The sequence below is a fragment of the Ciceribacter sp. L1K23 genome, from assembly GCF_018122705.1.
GTDB lineage: Bacteria > Pseudomonadota > Alphaproteobacteria > Rhizobiales > Rhizobiaceae > Allorhizobium.
In genome coordinates this window covers 280932-306123 of sequence record NZ_JAGRRC010000002.1, presented here as the reverse complement: position 1 = coordinate 306123, position 25192 = coordinate 280932, and the positions used below count along the sequence as shown (strand labels likewise).

Annotated in this window: 22 protein-coding genes; 13 read left to right on the top strand and 9 right to left on the bottom strand. The window is 62.7% G+C overall.

The features are described from left to right. Positions 1-43: 43 nt before the first annotated feature. Positions 44-1534: a hypothetical protein gene (locus J5J10_RS20455; protein ID WP_211931524.1), complete on the bottom strand. Its 1491-nt coding sequence runs from the start codon at positions 1532-1534 to the stop codon at positions 44-46. Between the two features lie 267 nt (positions 1535-1801). On the opposite strand from J5J10_RS20455, the gene J5J10_RS20450 reads away from it, so the two are divergent. The 4 genes from J5J10_RS20450 to J5J10_RS20435 are packed head-to-tail and all read left to right on the top strand — an operon-like array spanning position 1802 to position 5223. Further along, the gene (locus J5J10_RS20450; protein ID WP_249116999.1) at positions 1802-2644 is read left to right on the top strand and encodes a metal ABC transporter substrate-binding protein; all 843 of its coding nucleotides are present in this window, start codon (positions 1802-1804) and stop codon (positions 2642-2644) included. Between the two features lie 2 nt (positions 2645-2646). Beyond that, positions 2647-3531 (top strand): manganese/iron ABC transporter ATP-binding protein, encoded by an 885-nt coding sequence (locus tag J5J10_RS20445; protein ID WP_211931522.1) that lies wholly within the window; start codon positions 2647-2649, stop codon positions 3529-3531. Continuing rightward, complete coding sequence (locus J5J10_RS20440; RefSeq protein WP_211931521.1) at positions 3512-4369, top strand: metal ABC transporter permease; 858 nt, start codon at positions 3512-3514, stop codon at positions 4367-4369. The genes J5J10_RS20445 and J5J10_RS20440 overlap by 20 nt, the downstream gene beginning before the upstream one ends. Then, entirely contained in the window at positions 4366-5223 is an 858-nt protein-coding gene (locus tag J5J10_RS20435) for a metal ABC transporter permease (RefSeq protein ID WP_211931520.1), read from the top strand. The genes J5J10_RS20440 and J5J10_RS20435 overlap by 4 nt, the downstream gene beginning before the upstream one ends. Here J5J10_RS20435 and J5J10_RS20430 read toward each other — a convergent pair. The 3 genes from J5J10_RS20430 to J5J10_RS20420 are packed head-to-tail and all read right to left on the bottom strand — an operon-like array spanning position 5214 to position 11738. Then, positions 5214-6788 carry a trimethylamine methyltransferase family protein gene (locus tag J5J10_RS20430; protein WP_211931519.1) on the bottom strand — a complete coding sequence of 525 codons (1575 nt, stop codon included), beginning with the start codon at positions 6786-6788 and terminating at the stop codon, positions 5214-5216. The genes J5J10_RS20435 and J5J10_RS20430 overlap by 10 nt on opposite strands. 46 nt (positions 6789-6834) lie before the next feature. Beyond that, positions 6835-9291 carry an FAD-dependent oxidoreductase gene (locus tag J5J10_RS20425; protein ID WP_211931518.1) on the bottom strand — a complete coding sequence of 819 codons (2457 nt, stop codon included), beginning with the start codon at positions 9289-9291 and terminating at the stop codon, positions 6835-6837. Then, positions 9288-11738, bottom strand: a complete 2451-nt coding sequence (locus J5J10_RS20420; protein WP_211931517.1) for an FAD-dependent oxidoreductase — start codon at positions 11736-11738, stop codon at positions 9288-9290. The genes J5J10_RS20425 and J5J10_RS20420 overlap by 4 nt, the downstream gene beginning before the upstream one ends. Positions 11739-11867: 129 nt before the next feature. Between J5J10_RS20420 and J5J10_RS20415 the strand changes: the two genes are divergently transcribed. Next, positions 11868-12716, top strand: a complete 849-nt coding sequence (locus tag J5J10_RS20415) for a LysR family transcriptional regulator (RefSeq protein ID WP_211931516.1) — start codon at positions 11868-11870, stop codon at positions 12714-12716. A gap of 20 nt (positions 12717-12736) precedes the next feature. Here the strand turns inward: J5J10_RS20415 and J5J10_RS20410 are convergent, their stop codons facing one another. Then, positions 12737-13624, bottom strand: coding sequence for a DMT family transporter (locus J5J10_RS20410; protein ID WP_211931515.1), 888 nt, complete (start codon positions 13622-13624; stop codon positions 12737-12739). A 152-nt stretch (positions 13625-13776) separates the two neighbouring features. Here J5J10_RS20410 and J5J10_RS20405 point away from each other — a divergent pair, with 152 nt between their 5' ends. The 7 genes from J5J10_RS20405 to J5J10_RS20375 all read left to right on the top strand — a co-directional run bounded on the left by J5J10_RS20405 (position 13777) and on the right by J5J10_RS20375 (position 21396). Beyond that, positions 13777-14685, top strand: coding sequence for a LysR family transcriptional regulator (locus tag J5J10_RS20405; RefSeq protein WP_211931514.1), 909 nt, complete (start codon positions 13777-13779; stop codon positions 14683-14685). Between the two features lie 285 nt (positions 14686-14970). After that, positions 14971-16128, top strand: coding sequence for an ABC transporter substrate-binding protein (locus J5J10_RS20400; RefSeq protein WP_208554029.1), 1158 nt, complete (start codon positions 14971-14973; stop codon positions 16126-16128). A gap of 196 nt (positions 16129-16324) precedes the next feature. Continuing rightward, a complete protein-coding gene (locus J5J10_RS20395) occupies positions 16325-17314 on the top strand; it encodes an ABC transporter ATP-binding protein (RefSeq protein ID WP_211931513.1) in 990 nt (329 codons plus the stop codon). Then, positions 17311-18261, top strand: a complete 951-nt coding sequence (locus tag J5J10_RS20390) for an ABC transporter permease (protein ID WP_211931512.1) — start codon at positions 17311-17313, stop codon at positions 18259-18261. The genes J5J10_RS20395 and J5J10_RS20390 overlap by 4 nt, the downstream gene beginning before the upstream one ends. Further along, entirely contained in the window at positions 18251-19066 is an 816-nt protein-coding gene (locus tag J5J10_RS20385) for an ABC transporter permease (protein ID WP_211931511.1), read from the top strand. The genes J5J10_RS20390 and J5J10_RS20385 overlap by 11 nt, the downstream gene beginning before the upstream one ends. A gap of 62 nt (positions 19067-19128) precedes the next feature. Continuing rightward, positions 19129-20553, top strand: a complete 1425-nt coding sequence (locus tag J5J10_RS20380) for a gamma-aminobutyraldehyde dehydrogenase (protein ID WP_211931510.1) — start codon at positions 19129-19131, stop codon at positions 20551-20553. A gap of 147 nt (positions 20554-20700) precedes the next feature. Continuing rightward, positions 20701-21396: an SH3 domain-containing protein gene (locus tag J5J10_RS20375; protein ID WP_211931509.1), complete on the top strand. Its 696-nt coding sequence runs from the start codon at positions 20701-20703 to the stop codon at positions 21394-21396. Between the two features lie 65 nt (positions 21397-21461). Here J5J10_RS20375 and tal read toward each other — a convergent pair whose 3' ends face one another. Further along, positions 21462-22418 (bottom strand): transaldolase, encoded by a 957-nt coding sequence (gene tal, locus J5J10_RS20370; protein ID WP_211931508.1) that lies wholly within the window; start codon positions 22416-22418, stop codon positions 21462-21464. A gap of 181 nt (positions 22419-22599) precedes the next feature. On the opposite strand from tal, the gene J5J10_RS20365 reads away from it, so the two are divergent. After that, the gene (locus tag J5J10_RS20365) at positions 22600-23586 is read left to right on the top strand and encodes a sugar-binding transcriptional regulator (RefSeq protein WP_211931507.1); all 987 of its coding nucleotides are present in this window, start codon (positions 22600-22602) and stop codon (positions 23584-23586) included. A 188-nt stretch (positions 23587-23774) separates the two neighbouring features. Here the strand turns inward: J5J10_RS20365 and J5J10_RS22570 are convergent, their stop codons facing one another. From J5J10_RS22570 to J5J10_RS20350, 3 genes are all read right to left on the bottom strand, one after another. Beyond that, a complete protein-coding gene (locus tag J5J10_RS22570; protein WP_249116975.1) occupies positions 23775-23912 on the bottom strand; it encodes a hypothetical protein in 138 nt (45 codons plus the stop codon). A 5-nt stretch (positions 23913-23917) separates the two neighbouring features. Beyond that, complete coding sequence (locus J5J10_RS20355) at positions 23918-24211, bottom strand: type II toxin-antitoxin system ParD family antitoxin (RefSeq protein WP_211931506.1); 294 nt, start codon at positions 24209-24211, stop codon at positions 23918-23920. Positions 24212-24273: 62 nt separating this feature from the next. After that, complete coding sequence (locus J5J10_RS20350) at positions 24274-25158, bottom strand: bifunctional helix-turn-helix domain-containing protein/methylated-DNA--[protein]-cysteine S-methyltransferase (RefSeq protein ID WP_211931505.1); 885 nt, start codon at positions 25156-25158, stop codon at positions 24274-24276. Between the last annotated feature and the right edge of the window lie 34 nt (positions 25159-25192).

The following is a 25192-nucleotide window of genomic DNA, read 5'->3' as shown; positions in this document are numbered from 1 at the left end:
GCCGCCGTTTGTTTATGGATTGGCGTAAAAATCCACAGCCGGCTCAGTGACCTGCGCTGGCGTGCTCGTCAGCCTTGGTTTTCTCGTCCGTCGTCGGAGGCAGAGCGTGGGAGTCTTCGGCCGGAACATCCGAAGCATGCGAGCCATCCGCCGCGCTGTCAGCCGAACCTGCCGGCTTGGACTTCAGCTTCGCGAGCCATGCCGCACCGGCCGCATCGGCATCGGCCGCATCCTTGGCATGCTCGGCGATATCGGGCGTGCTGGCTTCCGCCTCCTTTGCGGCCGTGGCATCGGCTTCTCCGTCGCCCCACACGAGATCCTGAAGCGAGCCTAACCAGCCCTTGCCGTCCTCCTCGGACTTGGCCGCATCCGCCGCATGTTTTGTCTCTTCGGGGGGCAGTGCTTCTGCGTGATCGGTAGAGGCTTGTTCGCTCACTTCAACAGTGTGACCTGCGGGACTCGAATGTTCTGCCGCAGCGGCATGTCCTTCCCCGGTCGGCGCGGCATGCATCTCTTCCGAGGTCACATGCCCCTCTGCCGCCGCCTCGCTCGTCGCGTGTTCGGTCTCATGGGCGACGGCCGATGCATCGGCGCCGTGCTTGGCTTTGGCCTTCTCGACATGCCCGCCATGCTCGTCTTCTGCCGGCGCCTCAGCGGTGTCGCCGTGCGCCTCCTCGGCCGGAGCGGCATCGTCGCTGCCGAACACCATGCCCGTTATCGATGCGAACCATCCGCCGGATTGGGCCTCTTCGCCATGCGCCGGGTCCGCTCCATGGCCATCCGCGACCGGTGTTTCCTCGCCGTGGCCGTCGGCCTCGCCGTGGCCTGCAGCCTCGCCATGTCCGGCATCGGCACCGTGTCCGGCATCCTCGTGGCCCGAGGCTTCGCCGTGTGCGGCTGGCGCCCCGTGGGCGTCAGTTTCACCATGCGGTGCCGGCGCCCCATGGCCGTCCGCCCCTTCGATCACCGGCGTGATGCAATCCGTCTTGTCGTCAAGGCGCGCGAACAGCGCCTCGACATCGCCGAGCGGCAGGATGATGCGTTCTCCGTAGAACTGGCCGCTCTCGTTGGCGGGTTTGTCGATATAGCGGGCCGAAAACGAAACGCCGGCCGTCTCTTCCGGAACCTTGGCGGGATCGGGAATATAAAGGATATCGGCCCCCACAGCGCGGCCGCGCATGTCGGCGCGGTCGGTCGGACCGTTCTTGTCGAGCACGACGACCTGGACCAGGTCCGGCTTCTTGGCATCGTAAACGGCCGCAGCGACCCTGAGCGCGGTTTTGACGCGTGTCGGCCCGTCGGTTGGCTCGGTGGTGATGAATTTGCGGACCCAGAAACGATCTTTCTTCTGGATCGTCACGGTCTTGACCTCGGTGCACTCCAGGCCGTTCAACTCGGCATAGGATGGCCCCAGCAACTGGTCAGCTCCGATATAGACCGCAGCCGCGCCGGTACCTCCGCACAAGACCGCAACGCCGCCGAAGATGACAAGCAGTTTACGGGACAAGCGGAATTTGCCCGACAGACCTTTCACGCCAGATACTCCGACACGCACTACTCCACATCTTACGCAATACTCCGCCAACTTTTGGCAGACTGTCCTTGAGGAACACTTAACTTGCTCGGTTGAATGCCGCCGGTTCACGCCCTTTTTCGGCATGAAGGATGAAATTGAGAAGCATTCGCAAATTCGTTGACAAACGCGAAAGCCTGACTAGATTTGATTGCGAATAATTCGCAATTGTGGAGATGGACGATGTGGAGACGAATTGCCGGCCTGATTGTCCTGGCCGCCGTGACGATGCCCCTCTCCGCCCAAGCAGCGGATAAACCCAAGGTCGTCACGACCTTCACCGTCATCGCCGATATGGCGCGCAACGTCGCGGGCGATGCCGCCGAGGTGGAAAGCATCACCAAGCCCGGCGCCGAGATCCACAACTACCAGCCGACCCCGCGCGATATCCTGAAGGCCCGCGACGCTGACCTGGTGCTCTGGAACGGCCTGAACCTCGAAAGCTGGTTCCAGAAATTCCTCTCCAACCTCGGCGACATTCCGAACGTCGTGGTGAGCGACGGCATCGAACCAATGAGCATCTCGAGCGGCGCCTACGACGGCAAGCCGAACCCGCATGCCTGGATGTCCCCGGACAATGCGCTGATCTACGTGGAGAACATCCGAAAGGCTCTGGTGGCAATCGATCCGGACAATGCGGCGACCTATGACGCCAATGCGACAGCGTATGCCGAACGGATCAAGGCCGAGATCGCGCCGATGAAGGCCGCGCTGGCCGAACTGCCCGAAGACGATCGCTGGCTCGTGACCAGCGAGGGCGCGTTCTCCTATCTCGCGCGTGACCTTGGGCTGAAGGAACTTTATCTCTGGCCCATCAATGCCGACGCCCAGGGCACGCCGCAGCAGGTTCGCGCGGTGATCGACGCCGTCCGCGAACACGATATCAAGGCCGTCTTCAGCGAAAGCACGGTATCGGCCGAACCGGCAAAGCAGGTCGCCGCCGAGACTGGCGTTCGCTACGGCGGCGTGCTCTATGTGGATTCTCTCAGCGAGGCCGACGGTCCTGTCCCGACCTACCTCGATCTTCTCAAGGTTACCGTCTCGACCATCGTAAGCGGCCTGAAAGGCTGATCATGCACGGAACTTCTAAACAGCCACCGGACGGTCTTTCCGCAAGCGATGTCAGCGTGACGTATCGCAACGGCCTGACGGCGCTTCGCCATGCGTCCTTCTCGATACCAACAGGCACAATCACCGCGCTTGTCGGCGTTAACGGGGCCGGCAAGTCGACCCTGTTCAAGGCAATCATGGGCTTCGTCCCCGTATCCCACGGCTCGATCTCGATCCTCGGAATGACCGTGAAGGAGGCGCTGGCGAAAAATCTGGTCGCCTATGTGCCGCAAGCCGAGGAAGTCGATTGGAATTTTCCGGTGCTTGTCGAGGACGTGGTGATGATGGGCCGTTATGGCCACATGAACTTTCTCCGTATCCCCGGAAAGCAGGACCGCGAGATGGTCGATCGGGCCCTTTCCCGCGTCGGCATGTCGGACTACCGCAAGCGACAGATCGGTGAACTCTCCGGCGGCCAGCGCAAGCGAGTGTTCCTTGCACGCGCTCTTGCCCAGGAAGGTCAGGTTATTCTCCTCGACGAACCCTTCACCGGAGTGGACGTAACGACCGAGGAGCAGATCGTCGCGCTGATGAAGGATCTTCGCGACGAGGGCCGGGTCATGCTGGTCTCCACCCACAATCTCGGCAGCGTTCCCGACTTTTGCGACCGCACGATTTTCGTCAAGGGAACGGTACTCGCCGCCGGCCCGACGGCGGAAACCTTCACCGAGGAAAACCTGAAAGCCGCCTTTGGTGGGGCGCTTCGCCATTTCGTGCTCGGCGGCAGCGACCTGCATGACGACGAGGACGACCGTCGCGAGGTCAAGGTCTTCACCGACGACGAACGCCCCTTCGTCGTCTATGCACGGCCGGAGGCGGAAAAATCCGATGACAAGCCTTCTGCTTGAACCCTTCGGCTACGACTACATGCTGAACGCCATCTGGGTCAGCACGCTGGTCGGCGCGGTCTGCGGCTTCCTCTCCGCCTACCTCATGCTCAAGGGCTGGTCGCTGATCGGTGATGCGCTCTCCCACGCTATCGTTCCCGGCGTTGCCGGCGCCTACATGCTGGGTCTTCCCTTCGCATTGGGTGCGTTTTTCTCCGGCGGCCTCGCCGCCGCAGCCATGCTTTTCCTGAACCAGCGTACGCGGTTGAAGGAGGACGCGATCATCGGCCTGATCTTCACCTCCTTCTTCGGCCTCGGCCTGTTCATGGTGTCGCTGTCGCCCGTCTCGGTGAACATCCAGACGATCGTGCTCGGCAACATCCTCGCCATCTCGCCGTCCGACACGCTGCAGCTCGCCATCATCGGTGGCGTCAGCCTTCTGGTGCTCGGTTTGAAGTGGAAGGATTTCATGGTGACCTTCTTCGACGAAAACCATGCGCGCTCCATCGGTCTCAAACCGGAAGTGCTGAAGGTCGTCTTCTTCACGCTGCTCGCCGCCTCCACCGTCGCCGCGCTGCAGACCGTCGGCGCCTTTCTCGTGGTCGCCATGGTGGTCACCCCCGGCGCTACCGCCTACCTGCTGACCGACCGCTTCGGACGGCTGATCCTGCTGGCGCTCTCGATCGGCGCCGTCACCAGCTTCCTCGGCGCCTATGCCAGCTACTTCCTGGACGGCGCGACCGGCGGCATCATCGTCGTGTTGCAGACTTTGATCTTCCTCGCAGCCTTCTTCTTCGCCCCGAAACACGGACGCCTCGCTGCCCGCCGGCGCGGTCGACAGACGGAGCAGGCGGCATGAACGAGACACTCGAACTGCTCCTTCTCCCGTTCCAGCTCCCCTTCATGCTGTCAGCCTTCGCGGTGACGCTGATGATCGCGGTGCCGATGGCGCTGCTCTCCTGCTATCTGGTCCTGAAGGGATGGTCGCTGATGGGTGACGCCGTCTCCCACGCGGTCTTGCCCGGCGTCGTCGTTGCCTATGTCATCGGCATGCCGCTCGCCATCGGAGCCTTCGTCGCCGGTCTCACCTGCGCCCTGATGACGGGCTACATCAAGGAGAACAGCCGCATCAAGGAAGACACCGTGCTCGGCATCGTCTTTTCCGGCATGTTCGCCCTCGGTCTCGTCATGTTCGTCAAGGTCGAGAGCGATGTCCATCTCGACCATATCCTGTTCGGCGACATGCTCGGCATCCTGCCCTCCGACCTGGTGGAGACGGGACTGATCACGCTCGCCGCAACCCTGTTCCTGCTCGTTCTGCGCAAGGATCTTCTGGCGCACGCCTTCGACAGCCAGCACGCCCGCGCCATAGGGTTGCCAGTGCGGCTGCTGCATTATGGATTGCTGGCTATTCTGTCGCTGACGGTGGTGGGTGCGCTGAAGGCGGTCGGCATCATCCTCTCGGTCGCCATGCTGGTTGCGCCCGGCGCCATCGCCTTCCTGATCACGCGTCGCTTCCAGACCATGCTGATGGCTGCCGTATTGGTGGGGACGTCGGCCACTTTCTTCGGCATCTATTTCAGTTTTCTGATCGACAGCGCCCCGGCACCGACGATCGTACTTCTGATGACCGGCATGTTCATCATCGCCTTCATCCGGACGGTTATCCGAACGAAGGCGATGGCAGATCATAAGGCCGCATCTCAGCAGTAAATCCGGAACTTCTCCCGGATAGCCTGATCGACAGCGGGATCGAAGGTCGATCTCGGTGTATTCTCGAGAATTCGCCGCTTGCGCGCGATCGCCTTCTCTATCAGGTCCGGTCGTCCGTTTTCCACCCACTCCTTCGGGCTCGAACGATCGGCAACGGCCGGATAGACATATTCCGTCTGCATCAGGCTCAAGGTCTGCGGGTCGCCGAGATAGTGGCCCGGTCCTTCCAGGCACACCGACTTCATGGTCTCGATCGACACCGAATCCTCGGTCACATCGATGCCACGTATGCAGCGCTGTACCTGCCCGAGCAGGTCGTCGCCGAGCACCAGCGACTCCAGGCAGAAGCCCAGGAGCGAGGCATGCATGCCGACCGACTCATAGATCATGTTGAGACCCGAAAGTCCCGCCATGACGTTGAGGATGCCCTGCTCCCAGCCGGCCTGCATGTCGGGCAGCTTCGAGTCCGACATGCCTCCGGCTGCTCCACCTGGCAGACCGTAGAACTGGTGCATCTGCGCACAACCAGCCGTCAGCAGCCCCTGCTCGCCGGAACCGCCCGACATCGCGCCCGTCCGCAGGTCGGAAACGAACGGCCAAGTCCCGAAGATCGCCGGGAAGCCGGGCGACATTGCGTTGACATAGACGACGCCCGCCAGGCATTCCGCCACCGCCTGCACGATCGCCGTCGCAAGCGGCGCCGGCGCGGTAGCGCCCGCCTGACCGGCCGACAGCAGGAGAATGGGCATGCCTTCGCGGATGCAATGCTCCATCGTCAGGCAGCTCTCGGTCGCGAATTTCATCGGCGGCACGACGAAGCAGTTGGAGTTCGACACGAAGGGCCGCGCCCGCCATTTGTCCTCGCCGCCGGCGATCATGTGCAGCATGTCGAACCCGCCGGCGACATGGGCCGGATCGGAAAAGCTGGTGCCGACATGTTTCGACGTTCCCGCGCAGCAGGCGTAGAGCGTGTTCATGTCCATGTCGAAATTGTCGGGCACATCCCGGCAGACCATCGCGCGCTGGAAGAAATGGATGTTGTCGAGGTGCTGAACCAGCCGAGCGGCGTCGAGCAGGTCCTTCGACGTCGACTCGCGATATTCCCGCTTCTCGACATCGACCACGTTCACAGCGGCGCCGGCCGTTCCGTAGTAGGTGTTCGTGCCCGACAGCAGCATGTCGAACTTGGGATCGCGGCCAAAGAGCGTGATGTCTCTTGCCGCCTTCGCCAGCATGTCCTCTACCAGCGCGCGCGGAAACCGCAACCGTCCGTCGTCGCCGAGAATGGCGCCGGCCTTCGTCATGATCTCGACGCCCGACGGCGGCGCCTGGCTAAGCCCGATCACCTCGAGCGCCGTTAGCGCGGCCTCGTGGATGCGCTTCACCCCGGCCTCGGTCAGCGGTTTGTACTGACCGCCCGGAAGACCGGGCCGGATCGGCCGGACATTTTCGGCGAGCGGCGCCGCTCGCATCGCCACCCGTGCGGCGCGACCGCCCGAGCGCCGCGATGGCGCGACGGCGCAGGCTTCACCGGGTATTTCGTTGGTTTCCAGAAGACCGCTCATGGGTTTCTCCAAATGTTGGCGGATTGTGCAACGGCGCCTCTCGCCGTCACATCCGCACCCGTTCCGCCTTGGGGTCGTACATCGGCTTCAGCGAAGCCTCAGCCTTGAACCGCTCGCCGGCCACCTCGATCTCGTAGGTCGAGGCAAGCACATCTGCTTCGCTCTCGCCCTCGCAGGGCACGTAGCCCATGCCGATCGCGGCGCCGAGGAAATGGCCGTAATTGCCTGACGTCACCGTGCCGACGATCTTGCCGTCGCGCACCAGTGCCTCGTTGTGGAAGACGAGCGGTTCGGGATCGGTCAGCCGGAGTTGCACCATCCGTCGTTTCAGTCCTGCATCCTGTTTCCGCAAAACCGCATCGCGTCCTATGAATTCGCCCTTGCCCGTCCGGACCGCGAAACCGAGCCCCGCCTCCAGCACGTGATCCTCGTCGGTGATGTCGTGGCCGAAATGCCGGAAAGCCTTCTCGATGCGGCACGAGTCGAGCGTATGGATGCCGCAGAGCTTCAGCCCCACATCGGCACCAGCCTCCTCCAATGCCTCGAAAACGTGCGCCGTCTGGTCGGTGGAGACATAAAGCTCCCAGCCGAGTTCGCCGACATAGGTAACGCGATGGGCGCGGGCGATGCCCATGCCGACCTCGATCTCGCGCGCCGTGCCGAAGGGATGTCCACCGTTGGAGAGGTCGGCGGGACTGACCTTAGACAGCAGCTCACGCGACTTCGGCCCCATGACGCATAGCACGCTTTCCGCCGCCGTCACGTCGGTCACCACCACGAACTCGTCAGGCTGCAAATTCTTCCGCAGCCAGGCGAGATCGCGCTGCAGGGTGGCCCCCGGCACGACGAGGAAAAACGCGGTTTCGGACAGCCGCGTGACCGTCAGATCGCTTTCGATGCATCCCTTGCTATTCAGCATCTGGGTGTAAACGATCCGTCCCGACGGCACGTCCATCTGGTTGGCACAGAGCCGCTGCAGGAAGGCAAGCGCATCGCGCCCCTCGACCCTGATCTTGCCGAACGAGGTCATGTCGAACAGGCCGACGCCGGTTCTCACCGCCATGTGTTCGTCGCGCTGGTTCTCGAACCAGTTCTGCCGTTTCCAGCTGTAGCGGTATTCGCGCTCCTGGCCCGGTTTCGCGAACCAGTTGGTCCGCTCCCAGCCCGCGACCTCGCCGAATACGGCGCCGCGTGCCTTCAGGTGTTCGTGGATCGGCGAACGCCTGACACCGCGCGCCGTCGCCATCTGACGATAGGGAAAATGATCGGCATAGAGCAGGCCGAGCGTTTCGGTGACGCGTTCCTTGAGATAGGCGCGGTTCTTCTGGAACGGCTGGGCGCGGCGGATATCGACCTCCCAGAGGTCGAACGGCGGCTCGCCGTCGTTCATCCATTGCGCCAGCGCCATGCCGGCCCCGCCGGAGGAGACGATGCCGATCGAATTGTAACCGGCCGCCACCCAATAGCCCTTCAGCTCTGGCGCTTCGCCGAGATAGTAGCGGTCATCAGGAGTAAAACTCTCGGGCCCGTTGAAAAAGGTATGGATGCCGGCCGTCTCCAGCATCGGCAGGCGGTTGACCGCCATTTCCAGGATCGGCTGGAAGTGGTCGAAATCCTCCGGCAACTGGTCGAAGCAGAAATCCTCGCGAACTTTCTCGCCGGCCGGCGGCCAGGGCTTGGCCTTGAGCTCGAAAGCCCCGACCAGCATCTTGCCTGCATCCTCCTTGTAATAGGTCTGCTCGTCGGGAACGCGCAGCACCGGCAGCTGCTTCAGCCCCGCAACGGGCTCGGTGACGATGTAGAAGTGCTCGCAGGCATGCAGCGGCACGGTGACGCCGGACTTCGCCGCGAGATCGCGACCCCAGAGGCCGGCGGCGTTGACGACATTCTCCGTCTCGATCGTGTACCGTTCGCCATTCTGCTCACAGACGACACCGGAAACTCGCCCCTCCTTCGTCAGCACCTCGATGACCTTCACGCCCTCGATGATCGTCGCGCCGAACTGCCTTGCACCCTTGGCGAGCGCCATGGCGATATTGGCCGGATCGCATTGCCCATCGAGCGGCAGGTGCACGGCGCCAACGACGTCGGAAACATTCAGATGCGGATACATGGCCTTGACTTCGTCCGGCGAAATCTCGCGCACGTCGACATTGAAGGCCCGCGCCAGCGAGGCCTGGCGGTAGATCTCCTCCTTCCGCTCCTCGGTGAGCGCGACCGTGATCGAGCCGTTCTGCTTCATGCCGGTGCCGATGCCCGTCTCTTCCTCGAGCCGGACATAGAGATCGCGTGAATACTTCGCGAGCCGCGTCATGTTCTGGCTGCCACGCAGCTGGCCGATCAGCCCGGCCGCGTGCCAGGTCGTGCCGCAAGTCAATTGCTTGCGCTCGAGCAGCACCACGTCGGTCCAGCCGAGCTTGGCCAGATGGTAGGCGACCGAGCAGCCGGACACACCACCGCCGATGATGACCGCCCGCGCCTTGGAAGGAATCGGCTTGCTCATGCCTTCAGTCTTTCGTTCGAGGGATCCCAGAGCGGCTGGTCGGGCTGCACCGTCGCCTTGAAGCGGTCGCCGAAGATTTCGACCTCGACCTGTGTGCCGGGCCCGGCAAGGTCAGCCCGCAGCATTCCGAGCGCGATCGACTTGCCGGTGCGATAACCCCAGTTGCCGGAGGTCGTCTCACCGACCACCGCACCGTCATGCCACAGCGTCGACATGTACGGCGCATCGCAATCACCGGCGTCGACCACGAGCGTCACGAACCGCTTGGACACGCCGAGCTGCTTTTCCTTCAGCAGCGCCGCCTTCCCGTTGAAGTCATCTTTCGACCAGTCGATGAAGCGGTCCAGCCCGCCCTGCAGCACGGTGTAGTCAGTCGAAAGGTCGCCCTTCCAGGCGCGATAGCCCTTCTCGATGCGCAGGCAGTCGAGCGCCTCCATGCCGAACGGCTGGAGCCCGTGTTTCTGGCCGGCCGCCCAGACGGCATCGAAGATGTCGGCCGTGTCCTCGATCTTGGTATGCAGTTCCCAGCCAAGTTCGCCTGCAAACGAGACTCGCACCAGTTGCAGCCATTTGCCGGCGATCTGGCACGACTGGTGCGTCAACCACGGCTTCGTCAGATCGGCGTCGGTCACTTCGGCAAGGATCGCGCGCGAGGCGGGACCGGAGAGGATCTGGCAGGAGAAAGCCTCGGTCACATCGTCGATGGTGAAGCTGGCATCGGTCGGCTTTAGCTTTCGCAGCCATTCCAGATCATGCCACTGTGCCGTCGCGGCCGTGATCAGGAAGAAGAAATCCTCGTCCAGCATCATGACCGACATTTCGGTAACGATCCGGCCCTTGTCGTCGGCGAAATAGGCGAGTCCGATGCGCCCCGGCTTCGGCACCTTGCCCGTGATGATCGAGGAGAGCCAGGCTGTCGCCCCAGGACCCTTCACCCGGAAACGCGAGAAGCCGGGAAGGTCGAGAATGCCAGCCGCATCCCGCACCGCGAGGCATTCCGCCTCGATGCGCGGGCTCCAAGGCCCCTTGCGGTCCCAGGTCTGTGTCGCCTCCTCGGAAATGTCATCTCCAGGCTTGGCGTACCACATGGCGCGCTCCCAGCCGTTGTAGGGCTTGAACTGCGCGCCCAGCGCCTTGATCCGGTCGTGGATCGGCGACAGTTTCCGGTCGCGTCCCGCCGGCCAGTAGTGCTTAGGAAAATGCATCGCATATTCATGGCCGTAGATTTCCATGCCCTTGGCGACGCAATAGTCCTGGTCCGAGGCGAACGAGGTATAGCGGCGCGGATCGCACGACCACATGTCCCATTCCGTCTGCCCTTCGGTGACCCATTCGGCCAGAACCTTGCCGGCGCCACCCGCCTGGCAGATGCCGAAGGTGAAGACGCAGGCCTCGAACGCATTCGGAACGCCCGGCATCGGACCGATCAGCGGATTGCCATCAGGCGCATAGGGGATCGGGCCGTTGATCATTTTCGACAGGCCCGCGGTGCCGAGGATCGGCACCCGCTCGACGGCATCGTTGAGATACCATTCCAGCCGCTCCAGATCGTCGGGGAAAAGCTGGAAGGAAAAATCCTCCGGCATCGGGTCGTCGTTCGTCACCCAATGCGCCTTGCAGTGTTTCTCGTACGGCCCGAGATTCATGCCGTACTTTTCCTGCCGGAGATAATAGGAGCTATCGACGTCGCGCAGCAGTGGCAGCTTGTGCCCGGCTTCTTTCGACCACGCCTCCAGTTCGGGAATGGTGTCGAACAGCATGTATTGATGGCTCATCACCATCATGGGCACGTCGCGCCCGAACAGCTTGCCGACCTCGCGGGCATAATAGCCGGCGGCGTTGACCACGTATTCGCAGCGGATCTCGCCCTGCGGCGTCGTCAGCACCCACTCGTCGTTCTCCCGACGGGCTGCCGTCACCGGGCAGAATCGGATGACCTTGGCGCCCATGTCGCGCGCACCCTTGGCGAGCGCCTGCGTCAGCTGCGCCGGATCGATGTCCCCGTCATAGGGATCGTAGAGAGCACCAGTGAGATCGTGCGTCTCGAGAAAGGGATATTTCGACCGCATCTCGTCCGGCGCCAGGATATCGAGGTCCATACCCTGGTATCGGCCCATGCCGACGACGCGCTTGAACTCCCGCAGCCGCTCCTTCGAATGGCCAAGCCGGACAGAACCGGTGACGTGGTAGTTCATCGGATAGTCGACGAGCTTGCCGAGGTCCCGGTAAAGCGTCGCCGAATAGCGCTGCATGTTCATGATCGACCACGACGACGAGAAGGTCGGCACATTGCCGGCCGCATGCCAGGTCGATCCGGCCGTCAGCTCGTTCTTCTCCAGAAGCACACAATCCGTCCAGCCAGCCTTGGCCAGATGGTAGAGCGAAGAGGCTCCGACCGCCCCGCCCCCGATGATCACCACGCGCGCCGTCGTCGGCAGTTCCGCCATGCTTTTTCCCTCGCGATTTTCGCCGAGCTTGGCAAGAAACGAGGGCTCGCTTCAAGAAGAACGACAGGGCTTTATTGATCGATGAATTCGATTAGATTAGCCGGAATTGTCGTGATACGTGGCGCAAAAATGCAGATTGATCTGATTGAGACCTTCATTGATCTGATGGAGACCCGAAGTTTCAACCGCACCGCCGAGCGTATGGGGATCACCCAGTCGACTGTCTCCCACCGGGTGAAGGCGCTGGAGGCGGAATTCGACCGGAAACTCTTCACGCGAAGCAAGGGAGGCACGGTCCCGACGGCCGCCGGTCTCAGGTTTCACGACCATGCGATGGCGCTGCAGCGGCAATGGCACGAGGCCTCCCGCGCTGTCGAAAGTGCCGGCGCCTATGAACATGCGATGCGGCTCGGCATCCAGCAGGACGTCGCCGCCGAGCATGCCGGCGGCCTGCTGCGCGCGATCCGACAGGAAATGCCCTCAACCTCCTTCTACATGGAGGTCGACTACTCCGGCCAGATGAACCGCGACCTTGCGAGCGGCGACCTCGATCTCGCCATCCTCTACACGCCGAACTACCTTCCGGACCTGCATTACGAGCGCATCGGCGACATGACCTATCTGCTGGTCAGCACGCTCTCGCCGCATCTGAAGGACCTGCCGGTCGAGCGCTATATTCGCGCGAACTATTCGCCCGCCTTCGAGCGCGCCCACCGTGTCGCCCTGCCACATCTGCTGACGGCGGCAGTCTCCTCCGGTCAGAACATGGCGATCCTCAGCCTGCTGAAAAGCCTTGGCGGCGGCGCCTTCGTTTCGAGGTCCACCGCATACCGGCTGGCGGACGAGGGCGAGGCCCATATCGTCGTCGATGTCGCGCCGATCGAACAGCCCGTCTACGCCGCGACCTCGATCCGCACCCGCCACGCCTCCCAGCACCGCCGCATCGTTGCGGCGATCACCGATCTTCTCGCAGGCTGAACGCATATCCTAAGCGGCTTTTACTTGGTGCGTGTTACACCCGACCGCCGTGCAACGACATGCTCCCGCCATACCGTAAAGAGGCCGGCGCCGACGACGATCAACGCGCCGAGCACCATGGTCAATCTGAGGCTCTCTCCGAACAGTGCGACGGCGATCGACGATGCCAGAACCAGTTGCCAGTAGGAGATCGGCTGGACCATCACGGCGTCTAGGTTCTCGTAGGCGCGGATCAGCGATAGATGTCCGATGATCCCCGTGCAGCAGAGCGCGCCCATCCAGATCCAGTCCCCGACCGCAATCGGCGTTACGAAGGCCGGTGCCAGCATGTTGATACCGATGAAGCCGACCATGCACATATAGAAGAAGCTAGTCACCGGCGGATCGTCCCTGCTGACCAGGCGCGTCAGGATTCCGTAGAATGCGCCGCACGTTGCCACCGCGAGCGGCAGCAGCATCAAGATATTGAAACCGTCCGCATCCGGCGAGAGGATCAGCAGCACCCCGCAAAGGCCGACGATGATCGCAGTCCAGCGACGCCAGCCGACCTTCTCTCCGAGAAGCGGCACCGACAGCATGGCGACGAGGATAGGTCCCGAAGCGAAGATCGCCTGCGACTGAGCAAGTCCGACATAATGAAACGCCGCGACAGAGATGAGGATCTGGCTCGCCAGCAAAATACCGCGCAAGATTTGCAACACCGGCCTCGTCGTGCGGGCGGCCGTGCGGATGCCACCCGGCGAACGGCGTGCCAGGAACAACGCGAAGGCGGCGAAGGCCCAGTAACGGACCAGTGCGACCACCACCGGAGAATAGGTCGCGCCCAGATGCTTGGATATGGCATCCTGGAAGGCAAAGACCGTAAACGCGGTGAATGCAAACAGATAGCCGAGCGGCGTGGATTTCATCGGGTGTCCGATTCGGGAAAGCAAAGCCTACTCTAAAGGCGGCCTGACGATTGCCAAGCCGCATAATCGCAAGGCTCCCTTGCCAAATCGATAAGAGTGCTGCGCATCTGTCTGTAGTTGCCGGAATTCATTCCGCATGCTCTATAAAAGCCATGGCCTTCACCTTCCGACAGTTGCAGTATTTCGTGGCCGTCGCCGAACAGGGATCGGTGACGCGCGCCGCCCAGAACCTGTCCATTTCTCAGTCCTCCGTCACCGAGGCGATCAAGGAACTGGAGGGCGATCTCGGCGTCGAGCTCTTCGAGCGCCACCCCCGCGGCCTGACCATCACCTATAACGGTCACCAGTTCCTGCGCCACGCGACGAAGATCCTCGCGGACGTCTCGGATGCCCGCAACGTCTTCACGGAGACGCAGAACAGTACGGGCGGCACATTGAACATCGGGGTCACCTCGCTCGTCGCCGGCTACGTCCTCTCGGACCTTCTCGCCCGCTACCGTCGCGCCTGCCCAGGCGTTGAGGTCTCGGCCATTGAGGACAACGGCTCTTATCTCGAACACCTGCTGATCGGCGGTGAGCTCGATGTCGCCGTCATGGTCATCTCCAACCTGCGCGACCGGATGGCGCTGCAGGCCGAGATCCTGGAAACCTCGCCCTACCGTCTCTGGCTACCGATCGGCCATCCACTCGTCTCCGCCGACATCATTTCGATCGCCGACATCACCAAGGAGCCGCTGATCATGCTGACGGTCGACGAAATCGAGGAAAACACTGGCAAGCTGCTCTCCGCACTCGGCGCCCGCCCGCACGTCGCCTTCCGCACCCGTTCGGTGGAAGCAGTCCGCAGCCTGGTCGCGACCGGCGCCGGCGTCGCCCTTCTCCCTGACCTCGTCTACCGCCCGTGGTCTCTGGAAGGCGACCGGATCGAAAGCCGTGACGTGTCGGGCGCGCTGCCCGTCGTGCAGGTCGGCATGGTCTGGCGCAAGGGATCGAGTCTGCCGCAATCCGCGCGGGATTTCGTGGGGATCGCCGAGGCGAGCCGCAGTGGGCGGGTGAGGTAAACTGTAGTGATTGCCCCTCATCCGGCTGCCGCCACCTTCTCCCCGTGAACGGGGAGTAGGCCGGTGTGGCCGTGTCGTGCTCCCTTCTCCCCGCCTGCGGGGAGAAGGTCCCGGCAGGGGGATGAAGGGCATCCCCACGAACCAAGAGAGAATCCGCTGCCATCGGAAAAACCGATACCGCCATTCTGACGAATGAATTTGCGAATGCGGTAAATTCGCGGCAACTTTTCTCCCGGGAACAATAAGGGGCTCGCAAAGCGGCCCTCACAACCGGGAGACCTCGCGATGAAATCTCTTCTGAAGTCTTGCACTGTCCTTGCCACCGTACTGAGCTTCACCTCCGCGGCCGTCGCCCAAGAGCCGCTGAAGGAACTTGGCGCTGGTGAAGGCGCCCTCTCCATCGTCGCCTGGGCGGGCTATATCGAGCGTGGCGAAACCGATCCTGCCTATGACTGGGTCACAGAATTCGAGAAGAAGACTGGCTGCATGGTCTCGGTGAAGACCGCCGCCACTTCGGATGAAATGGTTGCCCTGATGAACGAAGGCGGCTTCGACCTCGTCACCGCCTCGGGCGATGCGTCGCTGCGTCTAGTCGCCGGCAAGCGCGTCCAGCCGATCAACACGGCCCTAATCCCCTCCTGGAGCACGATCGACGAGCGCCTGCAGAACGCCCCCTGGCACACCAAGGACGGCGTCCACTACGGCACGCCCTACGTCTGGGGCCCGAACGTGCTGATGTACAACACCAAGGCCTTTGGCGACAAAGCGCCGGACAGCTGGAACGTCGTCTTTGAAGAAATGACGCTCGCCGACGGCCAGTCGAACAAGGGCCGCGTCCAGGCCTATGATGGCCCGATCCATGTGGCCGACGCCGCCAACTACCTGATGTTCCACAAGCCGGAACTCGGTATCAAGGACCCCTACGAACTGAACGAAGACCAGTACAAGGCTGCCCTCGACCTGCTCCGTGTCCAGCGCACACTGGTCAGCCGTTACTGGCACGATGCATTCATTCAGATCGACGACTTCAAGAACGAAGGCGTCGTCGCTTCCGGCTCCTGGCCCTTCCAGGTCAACCTCCTGAAGGCCGATCAGCCCGTCGCCTCCGTCTTCCCGAAGGAAGGCGTCACAGGCTGGGCCGACACGACCATGCTGCATGCCGACAGCGAGCATCCGAACTGCGCTTACATGTGGATGGAGCATTCGCTCTCGCCCAAGGTCCAGGGCGACGTTTCCGCCTGGTTCGGCACGGTTCCCTCGGTTCCCGCTGCCTGCAAGGGCAATGAGCTTCTCGGCGACGAGGGCTGCGCCACCAATGGTTACGAACACTTCGAACAGATCAAGTTCTGGAAGACACCGGTTTCGAAGTGCGAAAGCCAGGGCGAATGCGTCCCTTATCACCGCTGGGTTTCCGACTACATCGGCGTGATTGGCGGCCGGTAACCGCCATATCTCCCCCCTTGCGGGGGAGAAAGCAAAATCAACGAATTAGCCAAGCGGAGCGAGGCTAAGCGTTAGATTTTGCAAGAGAGGGGCAGAAACCCACGCCCCCTCTCTTGCGATTTCTAGCACTTAGCTAACGCTAAGCTGCTGAAATCGCATTCTCTCCCGCAAGGGGAGAGATGAAACCGGAGTCCCCATGACCGCAGCCGTCTCCTTCTCGAAGGTCTCGCGCCATTTCGGCAGCGTGAAAGCCGTCGACAGCGTCGACCTGACCGTAGAGCCCGGCGAATTCTTCGCCATGCTCGGCCCGTCCGGCTCCGGCAAGACGACCTGCCTGCGCCTGATCGCCGGGTTCGAGCAGCCGACGTCTGGCCATATCGAGATCTTCGGCGAAACCGCCGAGGGCGTGCCGCCCTATCGCCGCAACGTCAACACGGTCTTCCAGGACTACGCCCTCTTCCCCCATCTCAACATCCTCGACAACGTCGCCTATGGACTGATGGTCAAGGGCGTCGCCAGGGCCGAGCGCCACCGCGAGGCCGAACAGGTGCTGGAGATGGTCAAGCTCCCCGGCTACGGAGCCCGCAAGCCCGGCCAGCTTTCCGGTGGGCAGCGACAGCGCGTGGCCCTCGCCCGCGCCCTGGTCAACAAGCCCAAGGTTCTTCTGCTGGACGAGCCGCTCGGCGCACTCGACCTCAAACTGCGCGAACAGATGCAGGAGGAACTGAAGAGCCTCCAGCGCTCGCTCGGCATCACCTTCGTCTTCGTCACCCATGACCAGGGAGAGGCGCTCTCCATGGCCGACCGTGTCGCCGTTTTCAACGAGGGCAGGATCGTCCAGGCGGGCACACCGCACGAGATCTACAACCGCCCCCGCACCCGCTTCGTCGCCGATTTCGTGGGTTCCTCCAACGTGATCGCTCCAGACGCGATGAAGGCGCTCGGTGGCGAAGCCCGCTGGACGAGCCTGCGTCCCGAGGCGATCCGCGTCGTCCCGGAAGGCGGCATTGAAGCTTCCGTGATTTCCACCAGCTTTCTCGGCGCCTCGACCAAGCTCTTTGTAAGGACTGCTGCGACCGCCCTTACCATCTCTCTGCCCGCCGGCCAGCCGGCACCGCAAGCCGGAGAGAGCATCCGTATCGGCTGGTCGCCCGCCGACCCGCATTACATGGAGGAGGCCGCATGACGGCGATCTCCGCACGCGCCATCACGTCTGGCCGGCAGGGTCCGATGGGGCGGCTCTCGGATCTGTTCTGGCGGCGCCCCAACGTGTTGCTGGTCCTGATGCTGGTGCCGCCTCTGCTCTGGCTCGGCATCATCTATGTCGGCTCGCTGGTGGCACTTCTCCTGCAGAGCTTTTTCTCGATCGATGAATTCTCCGGCCTGATCAACTACGAGTTCACCCTCGCCACCTACGCCGAACTGCTGCGCCCGGCCAATTTCGACATCATCCTGCGCACGCTGCTGATGTCCGCCGCCGTCACGCTCGCCTCTGCCATCATCGCCTTTCCGATCGCCTACTATGCCGCGCGCTACGCCAAGGGCCGTTGGAAAGCCGTCTTCTATCTCGGCATCATGCTGCCGCTCTGGTCGAGCTACCTCGTCAAGGTCTATGCCTGGAAGCTGATCCTCGCCAAGGAAGGCATCCTCACCTGGCTCTTCGCCAAGCTGCATCTGACCTGGCTGCTCGACGGCATTCTCGCCATTCCGGTCATCGGCGGCAATTCGCTGTCGATCAGCTACATCGGCACCTTCATCGTCTTCGTCTATGTCTGGCTGCCCTTTATGATCCTGCCGATCCAGGCAGCACTCGAGCGCGTGCCCGGCAACCTGATCGAAGCTTCGGGCGATCTTGGCGCGGATAGCCGCCAGACCTTCCGCCACGTGCTCTTTCCCTTGGCGCTCCCCGGCATCGTCGCCGGCTCGATCTTCACCTTCTCGCTGACCATGGGCGATTACATCATCCCGCAGATCGTCGGCACGTCGCGCCTCTTCATCGGCCAGGCCGTCTATGCCCAGCAGGGCACCGCCGGCAATATCCCGCTCGCTGCCGCCTTCTCGGTCGTGCCGATCGTCATCATGGGCATCTATCTCACCATCGCCAAACGCATGGGGGCCTTCGATGCGCTCTGACCGCTCCCAATCCGCAGGCCTGTCCCTGAAGATTGCCGCAGGCGCCGGCCTCGCCTTCCTGCATCTGCCGATCCTCCTGATCTTCGTCTATGCCTTCACGACGGAGGAAAAGAGCTTCCAGTGGCCGCCACCGGGCTTCACCACCAAATGGTTTGCCGTGGCCTGGAACCGACCGGACATCTGGGAAGCGCTGACGTTGTCGGTGAAGGTCGCCAGCATCGCCACCGTGATTGCGCTGGTGCTCGGCACCCTCGCAGCGGCGGCCGTCGCCCGGACGAAATTTTTCGGCCGGGAAGTGATTTCGCTGCTGGTCATCCTGCCGATCGCGCTGCCCGGCATCATCACCGGCATCGCGCTGCGCTCGGCCTTTTCGCTGGCGGATATTCCTTTCTCTTTCTGGACGATCATTCTCGGCCACGCCACCTTCTGCGTTGTCGTCGTCTACAACAACGCGGTGGCCCGCTTCCGCCGCACCTCAGGCTCGTTGATCGAGGCCTCCATGGATCTCGGCGCAGACGGTTTCCAGACCTTCCGCCATGTGATCCTGCCGAACATTGCGACAGCGCTGCTGGCCGGCGGCATGCTCGCCTTCGCGCTCTCCTTCGACGAGGTCATCGTCACCACGTTTACAGCCGGCCAGCAATCGACCCTGCCGATCTGGATGCTGGAAGAACTGATCCGCCCCCGCCAGCGACCAGTCACCAATGTGGTGGCGATGGTTGTCGTCATCGTGACGTTCCTGCCGATCCTGGGGGCATATTACCTGACCCGCGATACCGACCAGATCGCGGGCAGCGGCAAGTGAGACAATACCGGGGGTGGCCTCTGCCCCCGGCCGAACAAGACGCAAACCGAGGGAGAACGACTATGGACACCCAGATGCTGATCGGCTCGCAATTCGTCGCCGGCACCGAAACGGAAGAGAAAATCCTGAACCCGAAGACCGGCGAGACCATTCTCGATCTGCCGGAGGCCTCGCTGTCGCAGATCGACGCCGCCGCCGATGCCGCCGAAAAGGCCTTCGACAGCTGGTCGGCCACCACGCCCGGCCAGCGCTCGGGCTACCTCCTGCAGATCGCCGATGCGATCGAAAAGGATGCCGATGCCTTTGCCGCACTGGAAGCGCTCAACTGCGGCAAGCCGATCAACGCCGTCCGCAATGATGAAATTCCGGCGATCGTCGATTGCTACCGCTTCTTCGCCGGCGCCATCCGCACGCTGCATGCACCGGTCGCCGCCGAATATCTGCCGGGCTTCACGTCGATGGTCCGTCGCGATCCCGTGGGTGTCATCGGTTCGATCGCTCCCTGGAACTATCCGCTGATGATGATGGCCTGGAAGCTCGCCCCCGCCATCGCCGCCGGCAACACCGTTGTCTTCAAGCCCTCCGAGCAGACGCCGCTTACCGCCCTGAAGATGGCGAAGCTGATGGCCGACATCCTGCCGGAAGGTGTCGTCAACGTCGTGCTGGGCCGCGGCGAAAGCGTCGGTAATGCCATCATCAACCATCCGAAGATCTCGATGGTCTCGATCACCGGCGACATTGCCACCGGCAAGAAGGTGCTCGCCGCCGCCTCGAAGACGGTCAAGCGCACCCATCTGGAGCTTGGCGGCAAGGCGCCAGTGATCATTTATGACGATGCCGATATCGACGCCGTCGTCTCGGCCATCCGCACCTTCGGCTACTACAATGCCGGCCAGGACTGCACCGCCGCCTGCCGCATCTACGCCGCCGACAAGGTCTACGAGCGGTTCGTCGCAGACCTCGCCTCCGCCGTCTCAACGCTGAAGTACAACCAGGCGGACGATACCGAAAACGAGATCGGTCCGCTGATTTCCAAGCGCCAGCGCGACCGGGTCGAAAGCTTCGTCACCCGCGCTGCCGAGCACAAGCACATGCAGGTCGTCGCCGGCGGCAAGCTGGGATCGGACAAGGGCTTCTTCTACGCCCCGACCGTAATCGCCGGCGCAACGCAGGACGACGAGATCGTCCGGCGCGAGGTCTTCGGCCCGGTCGTCTCCGTCACCCGGTTCTCCGATGTCGACCAGGCCGTCACCTGGGCCAACGACAGCGACTACGGGCTGGCTTCCTCCGTCTGGACCAAGGACATCTCCCGCGCCATGCAGACGGCCGCGAAGCTCCGCTACGGCTGCACCTGGATCAACACCCACTTCATGCTCTGCAACGAGATGCCCCACGGCGGCATGAAGCAATCCGGCTACGGCAAGGATATGTCAGTCTACGCGCTGGAAGACTACACAGCCGTCCGCCACGTGATGATCGCGCACTGAGATCATCAGCATAGTTCATGAAAGGCCCTCCGGGGCCTTTCTTCGTTTTGCCCGGCGCGCCTCAGCATCGCATTTACCTTTGCGGTCGATAATCCGTGAGCCCCTCGGACGGATCGTTTATGCTCCGTCCGATCAACGGAGTTTTCCATGCGCCTTCTCGCCACGCTGATGCTAGTGACGACCGCCCTCGCCGCGCCAATGACACACGCGCAAGAGCCTTATGTGGTGCCGGCACCCGATATCTACGGCAACTCGACCGACGACGCCGCGATCTGGCATATCCTCGGCCTTCCGCCCGGACAGACGCTCAATATCTGGTCCGGACCCGGAAACACGTTCCGTGTCATCGGCGTGCTGGAAGAAGGCGCGCCGGTCCGCAATCTCGGCTGCCGCGAACGCGACGGCGGCTACTGGTGCCGCGTCTCCACCTATGACCGCCCGCGCATCAGCGGATGGGTCAATGGCCGCTATGTCTCGGACGAGTACGTCGATCCGGGTCCGGGCGGCGCCTATCCGATACCGGACGATGGCCGCTATCCGGAACCCTATCAGCCGCCGGTGATGCCGGGACGATATGATCAGGTCGGCAACGTCAACTGCCGTTTCGACCCCGACCCGCGCCTCTTCCGCTGCCGCTTCGGCCTGCAGCGACAGGGCACGACAGCGCTCATCGACATCCGGACGCCGCAGGGCTTCACCCGTCAGCTGCAATACCGCGCCGGCCGCTTCCAGAGCACCGACGGCACGGAAGTCCGCTCGCGCAAACAGGGCGGCGACGCCGTCGTCACGGTCGGCGGCTACGAGACGTACTTCGTACCGGATGACGTCGTGCTGGACTGGTAACCGGCTCAGAAGGAAACGACGCCTCACCGGGGTGAGACGCCGCATCGACTAAAGGTTCGGAAAGATCAGGCGGCCAACGCCTTGGCGATCTGGCCACGCAGCGTATCCATGTCCTTGGCAAAGCCCCGGATACCCTCTGCGAGCTTTTCAGTCGCCATGGCGTCCTGGTTCATCGCCCAGCGGAACGTCTTTTCGTCAAGAGAAACCAGCGGCTCGGCGGATGCCTTTTCCGGCGACAAGACTCGCGGCAGGTTGCCTTCGGCGGCATTCAGTTCGTCGAGCAGGTTCGGCGCAATCGTCAGGCGGTCGCAGCCGGCCAGTGCCTCGATCTCTCCGGCATTGCGAAAGGAAGCGCCCATGACGATCGTCTCGATGCCATTGGCCTTGTAGTAATTGTAGATCGAGCGGACCGAAAGCACGCCCGGATCGGTCTCCGACGTATAATTCTCACCGGTCGACTTCTTGTACCAGTCGAGAATACGCCCGACGAAGGGCGAGATCAGGAACACCTTGGCTTCGGCGCAGGCGATCGCCTGGGCCTTGGAGAAGAGAAGCGTCAGGTTGCAGTCGATGCCTTCGCTCTGCAGCACTTCTGCCGCGCGAATGCCTTCCCATGTGGAGGCGAGCTTGATCAGGATGCGCTCGCGTTCGATGCCGCGCTCCTTGTAGCCGGCGATGATCCCGTGAGCCTTCGCGATCGACGCCTTGGTGTCGAAGGACAGGTCGGCGTCCACTTCGGTCGAGACTCGTCCGGGGACCAATTCAGCAAGTGCCGCACCGACAGAAATCGCCAGACGGTCGGCGATGGCGCCGATAACGGCCTCTTGGTCGCCACCCTTGGCCTTGCCCCAGGCGATTGCTTCTTTGAAGGCATCGGCGAAAGCGTCGGTGCCGAGCGCCTTGAGAACGATCGAGGGGTTGGTCGTGCAGTCGACGGGCTTGAGGCGGCGGACGGCTTCGATGTCGCCCGTGTCGGCGACAACAGTCGTCATGGCGCGAAGCTGTTCGAGTTTGGAGGTCATTGGGAGGATCCTTCGGGTGACGTCTGTGACCAGCAGGCACGGGGATCATCCCCACGCCTGAATTGCCCCGACTATCGCCATCACCCTTGGACGAAGTCAAGACATTTGTCTGCATCATTTGACATAAGTTTCAAGTCGGTCGATAGTTCCAGCTGATGTGGATTCACTGTACGGAACCTCCTTGGCCAAACTTCGGCGCGATACCAACACCACCTATACCGAGGCGTCCTCGCTGAGGCTGCGGGCGGCGTGGCTCTATTACAACGAGGGCATGACCCAGAAGGACGTCGCCGACCGGCTGGGGATCAGCCGCTCCACCGTCATCCGCATGCTCGACGAGGCGCTGAAGCGGGCCGAGGTGCAGATCTGGATCAGCGACGATATCGGTGACTGCGTCGAGCTGTCGCTGAAGCTGGAGAAGGCTTTCAGCCTCGACGAGGCCGTCGTCGTGCCCACGCCTGAAAAGCAGGATGCGGCCGCGCTGGCCAAAGCTGTCGGTTTGGCGCTCGGCCAGTTCCTCACCGAAGTCGTCAGCGACGACATGACGATCGGCGTCGGCTGGGGTCGCACGATGACAGCCTCGCTGTCCGGCTTCCGCCCGCCGCGCCGGGAAAACTGCAAGGTTGTCTCGCTGCTGGGCGGCATCGTCGCCGTGCACCAGACGAACCCGATCGACTACACCTGGCGGCTTGCAAGCCAGCTCGGCGCCGAATGCTACATGTTCCTCGCCCCGCTTCTGGTCGACAGCGTCGCCACCAAGCGCGCCCTCATCGACCAGTGCGGCCTGAAGACCATCTACGATCTGGCCGAAGAGCTCGATCTCGCGATCGTTTCCTGCGGCGATATCGGCCCACATTCCACATCGCTGTCGGAAGGCTTCATCAGCAACAGGACGCTGAAGGAACTGATTGCCGCCGGCTGCGTCTGCGACACGATGTTCAATTTCCTCGACGCCGAAGGCCGCGCGGTCGATCATGAAATCAACGAGCGGGTGATGTCAGTGGACCTCGATACGCTGAGGAAAGCCCGCCACATCGTCATCGCCTCCGGCGGCGCCCACCGCGCCATCCCGATCCACGCCACGATGAAACGCATCGGCTGCAATACCCTGATCACCGACGAGGCGGCGGCGAGGGAGTTGTTGAGGCTGGTCGAGTCGACAGAGTGATCAAGGTGTTCCGAAGTCGGCCGGCAGATGACGCTCAAAGTCCATGGCATCGTGCAACAATCGGCCGACGCCAACCAGACCGGGTCTGATGATCCGGTAAAGGACGATATGCCTTGGGCGACGGACTAGGCTCGAACCACCAGTACGGTCGCGACTGAAGCGCAGATGGTAACTGCGGATCGTCTCCCCTAGCTCCGGCCGGGCGAGACTGCCGCGATCAATTGCTCGTAGCGCAGACGCGCCTGCGGTCCGAAGGTTTCATGCGTGTAGATGAGAATATCGACGATATCGGCGCGGGCGAGGAGCGAAATCCGGATATCGCCCATTGCAACTAACCCTCTGAAGGACCGCTCTTCTTTGCGGCTTCGCGGCCAAGACTGGCGACAAAATCCTCCAACTCGTCATTCTTCACATCGACATAGCGGCTCTGCTCAAGTTCGGCGAACCCCGCCTGCGCTGCTTCGCGCAAGGCGTTCATTTTGGCGGCCTCCAGTGTGTCCCGCTGCTCTATCAGCCGCAAACCCTCGCGCAGCACCTCGCTGGCGTTTTGGTATCGGCCAGACTTTACCAGCCGGTCGATGACCTCTTGATGATGATCGGTGAGAACGACGTTGCGCGTTGGCATGGCAGCTGCCTCCTGAGAGCTGCATGGTAACAGCAATGGCATAAACTGCCAATGCACGCACCTCACCCCTGCCCGGCCTCCCAGCCCAACATCGCCCGCTTGCGCGTCAGCCCCCAGTGATAGCCAGTCAGCGCGCCGCTCTTGCCGACGGCGCGGTGGCATGGCACGACGAAGGACACGGGGTTCCGGCCGACGGCGGCTCCCACGGCCCGGCTGGCCGTCGGCTGACCGATCCTCATGGCGATGTCGGAATAGGTGACGGCCTTGCCGAGCGGGATGCGCAGCAACTGCTCCCAAACCCGAAGCTGAAAATCAGTACCGATCATGACTACCCGCAGGGGCTGGTCGCACGACCATTGCGATGGATCGAAAATACGCGTGGCGTAGGGCGCGGTGCCCCCCTGGTCGGCGACATAGGTGGCAGCGGGCCAACGGGAGGTCATGTCGGCAAGAGCCTCGGGCTCCCTTCCCGAATCCGCGAACGCGAGCCCGGCCAGCCCGCGATCGGTCACCATGACAAGCGCGATACCGAAGGGCGACGGATGGAATCCGTAGCGAATCGTTAGCCCCTCTCCCTTGGCTTTCCACTCACCGGGGCTCATCGCCTCGTGCGTGACGAAAAGGTCGTGCAATCGGCCGGGACCGGACAAACCCAGTTCCAGGGACGCCTCAAGCAAGGGCATGCCCTCCGCTCCCAACAATCGCTTTGCGTGGTCGAGCGTCACGGCCTGCAGAAAGGCCTTGGGCGACAGACCTGCCCACCGGGTAAAGACCTTTTGCAACTGCGTCGGCGACTGCCCGAGCCGGGCTGCGATCGTCTCCAGCGACGGCTGCTCCCGGTAATCGAGCGTCAGCATCTCGATGACTTGCCGCACGGTGTCGTAGTCCGAACCTTCAGGCGTGATGTCGATGGTCGTCGAAAGATCGATATGCTGTGCGAGCGTCATGGCAAAGTCCTTTTGATGACGCGGATTTCACCAT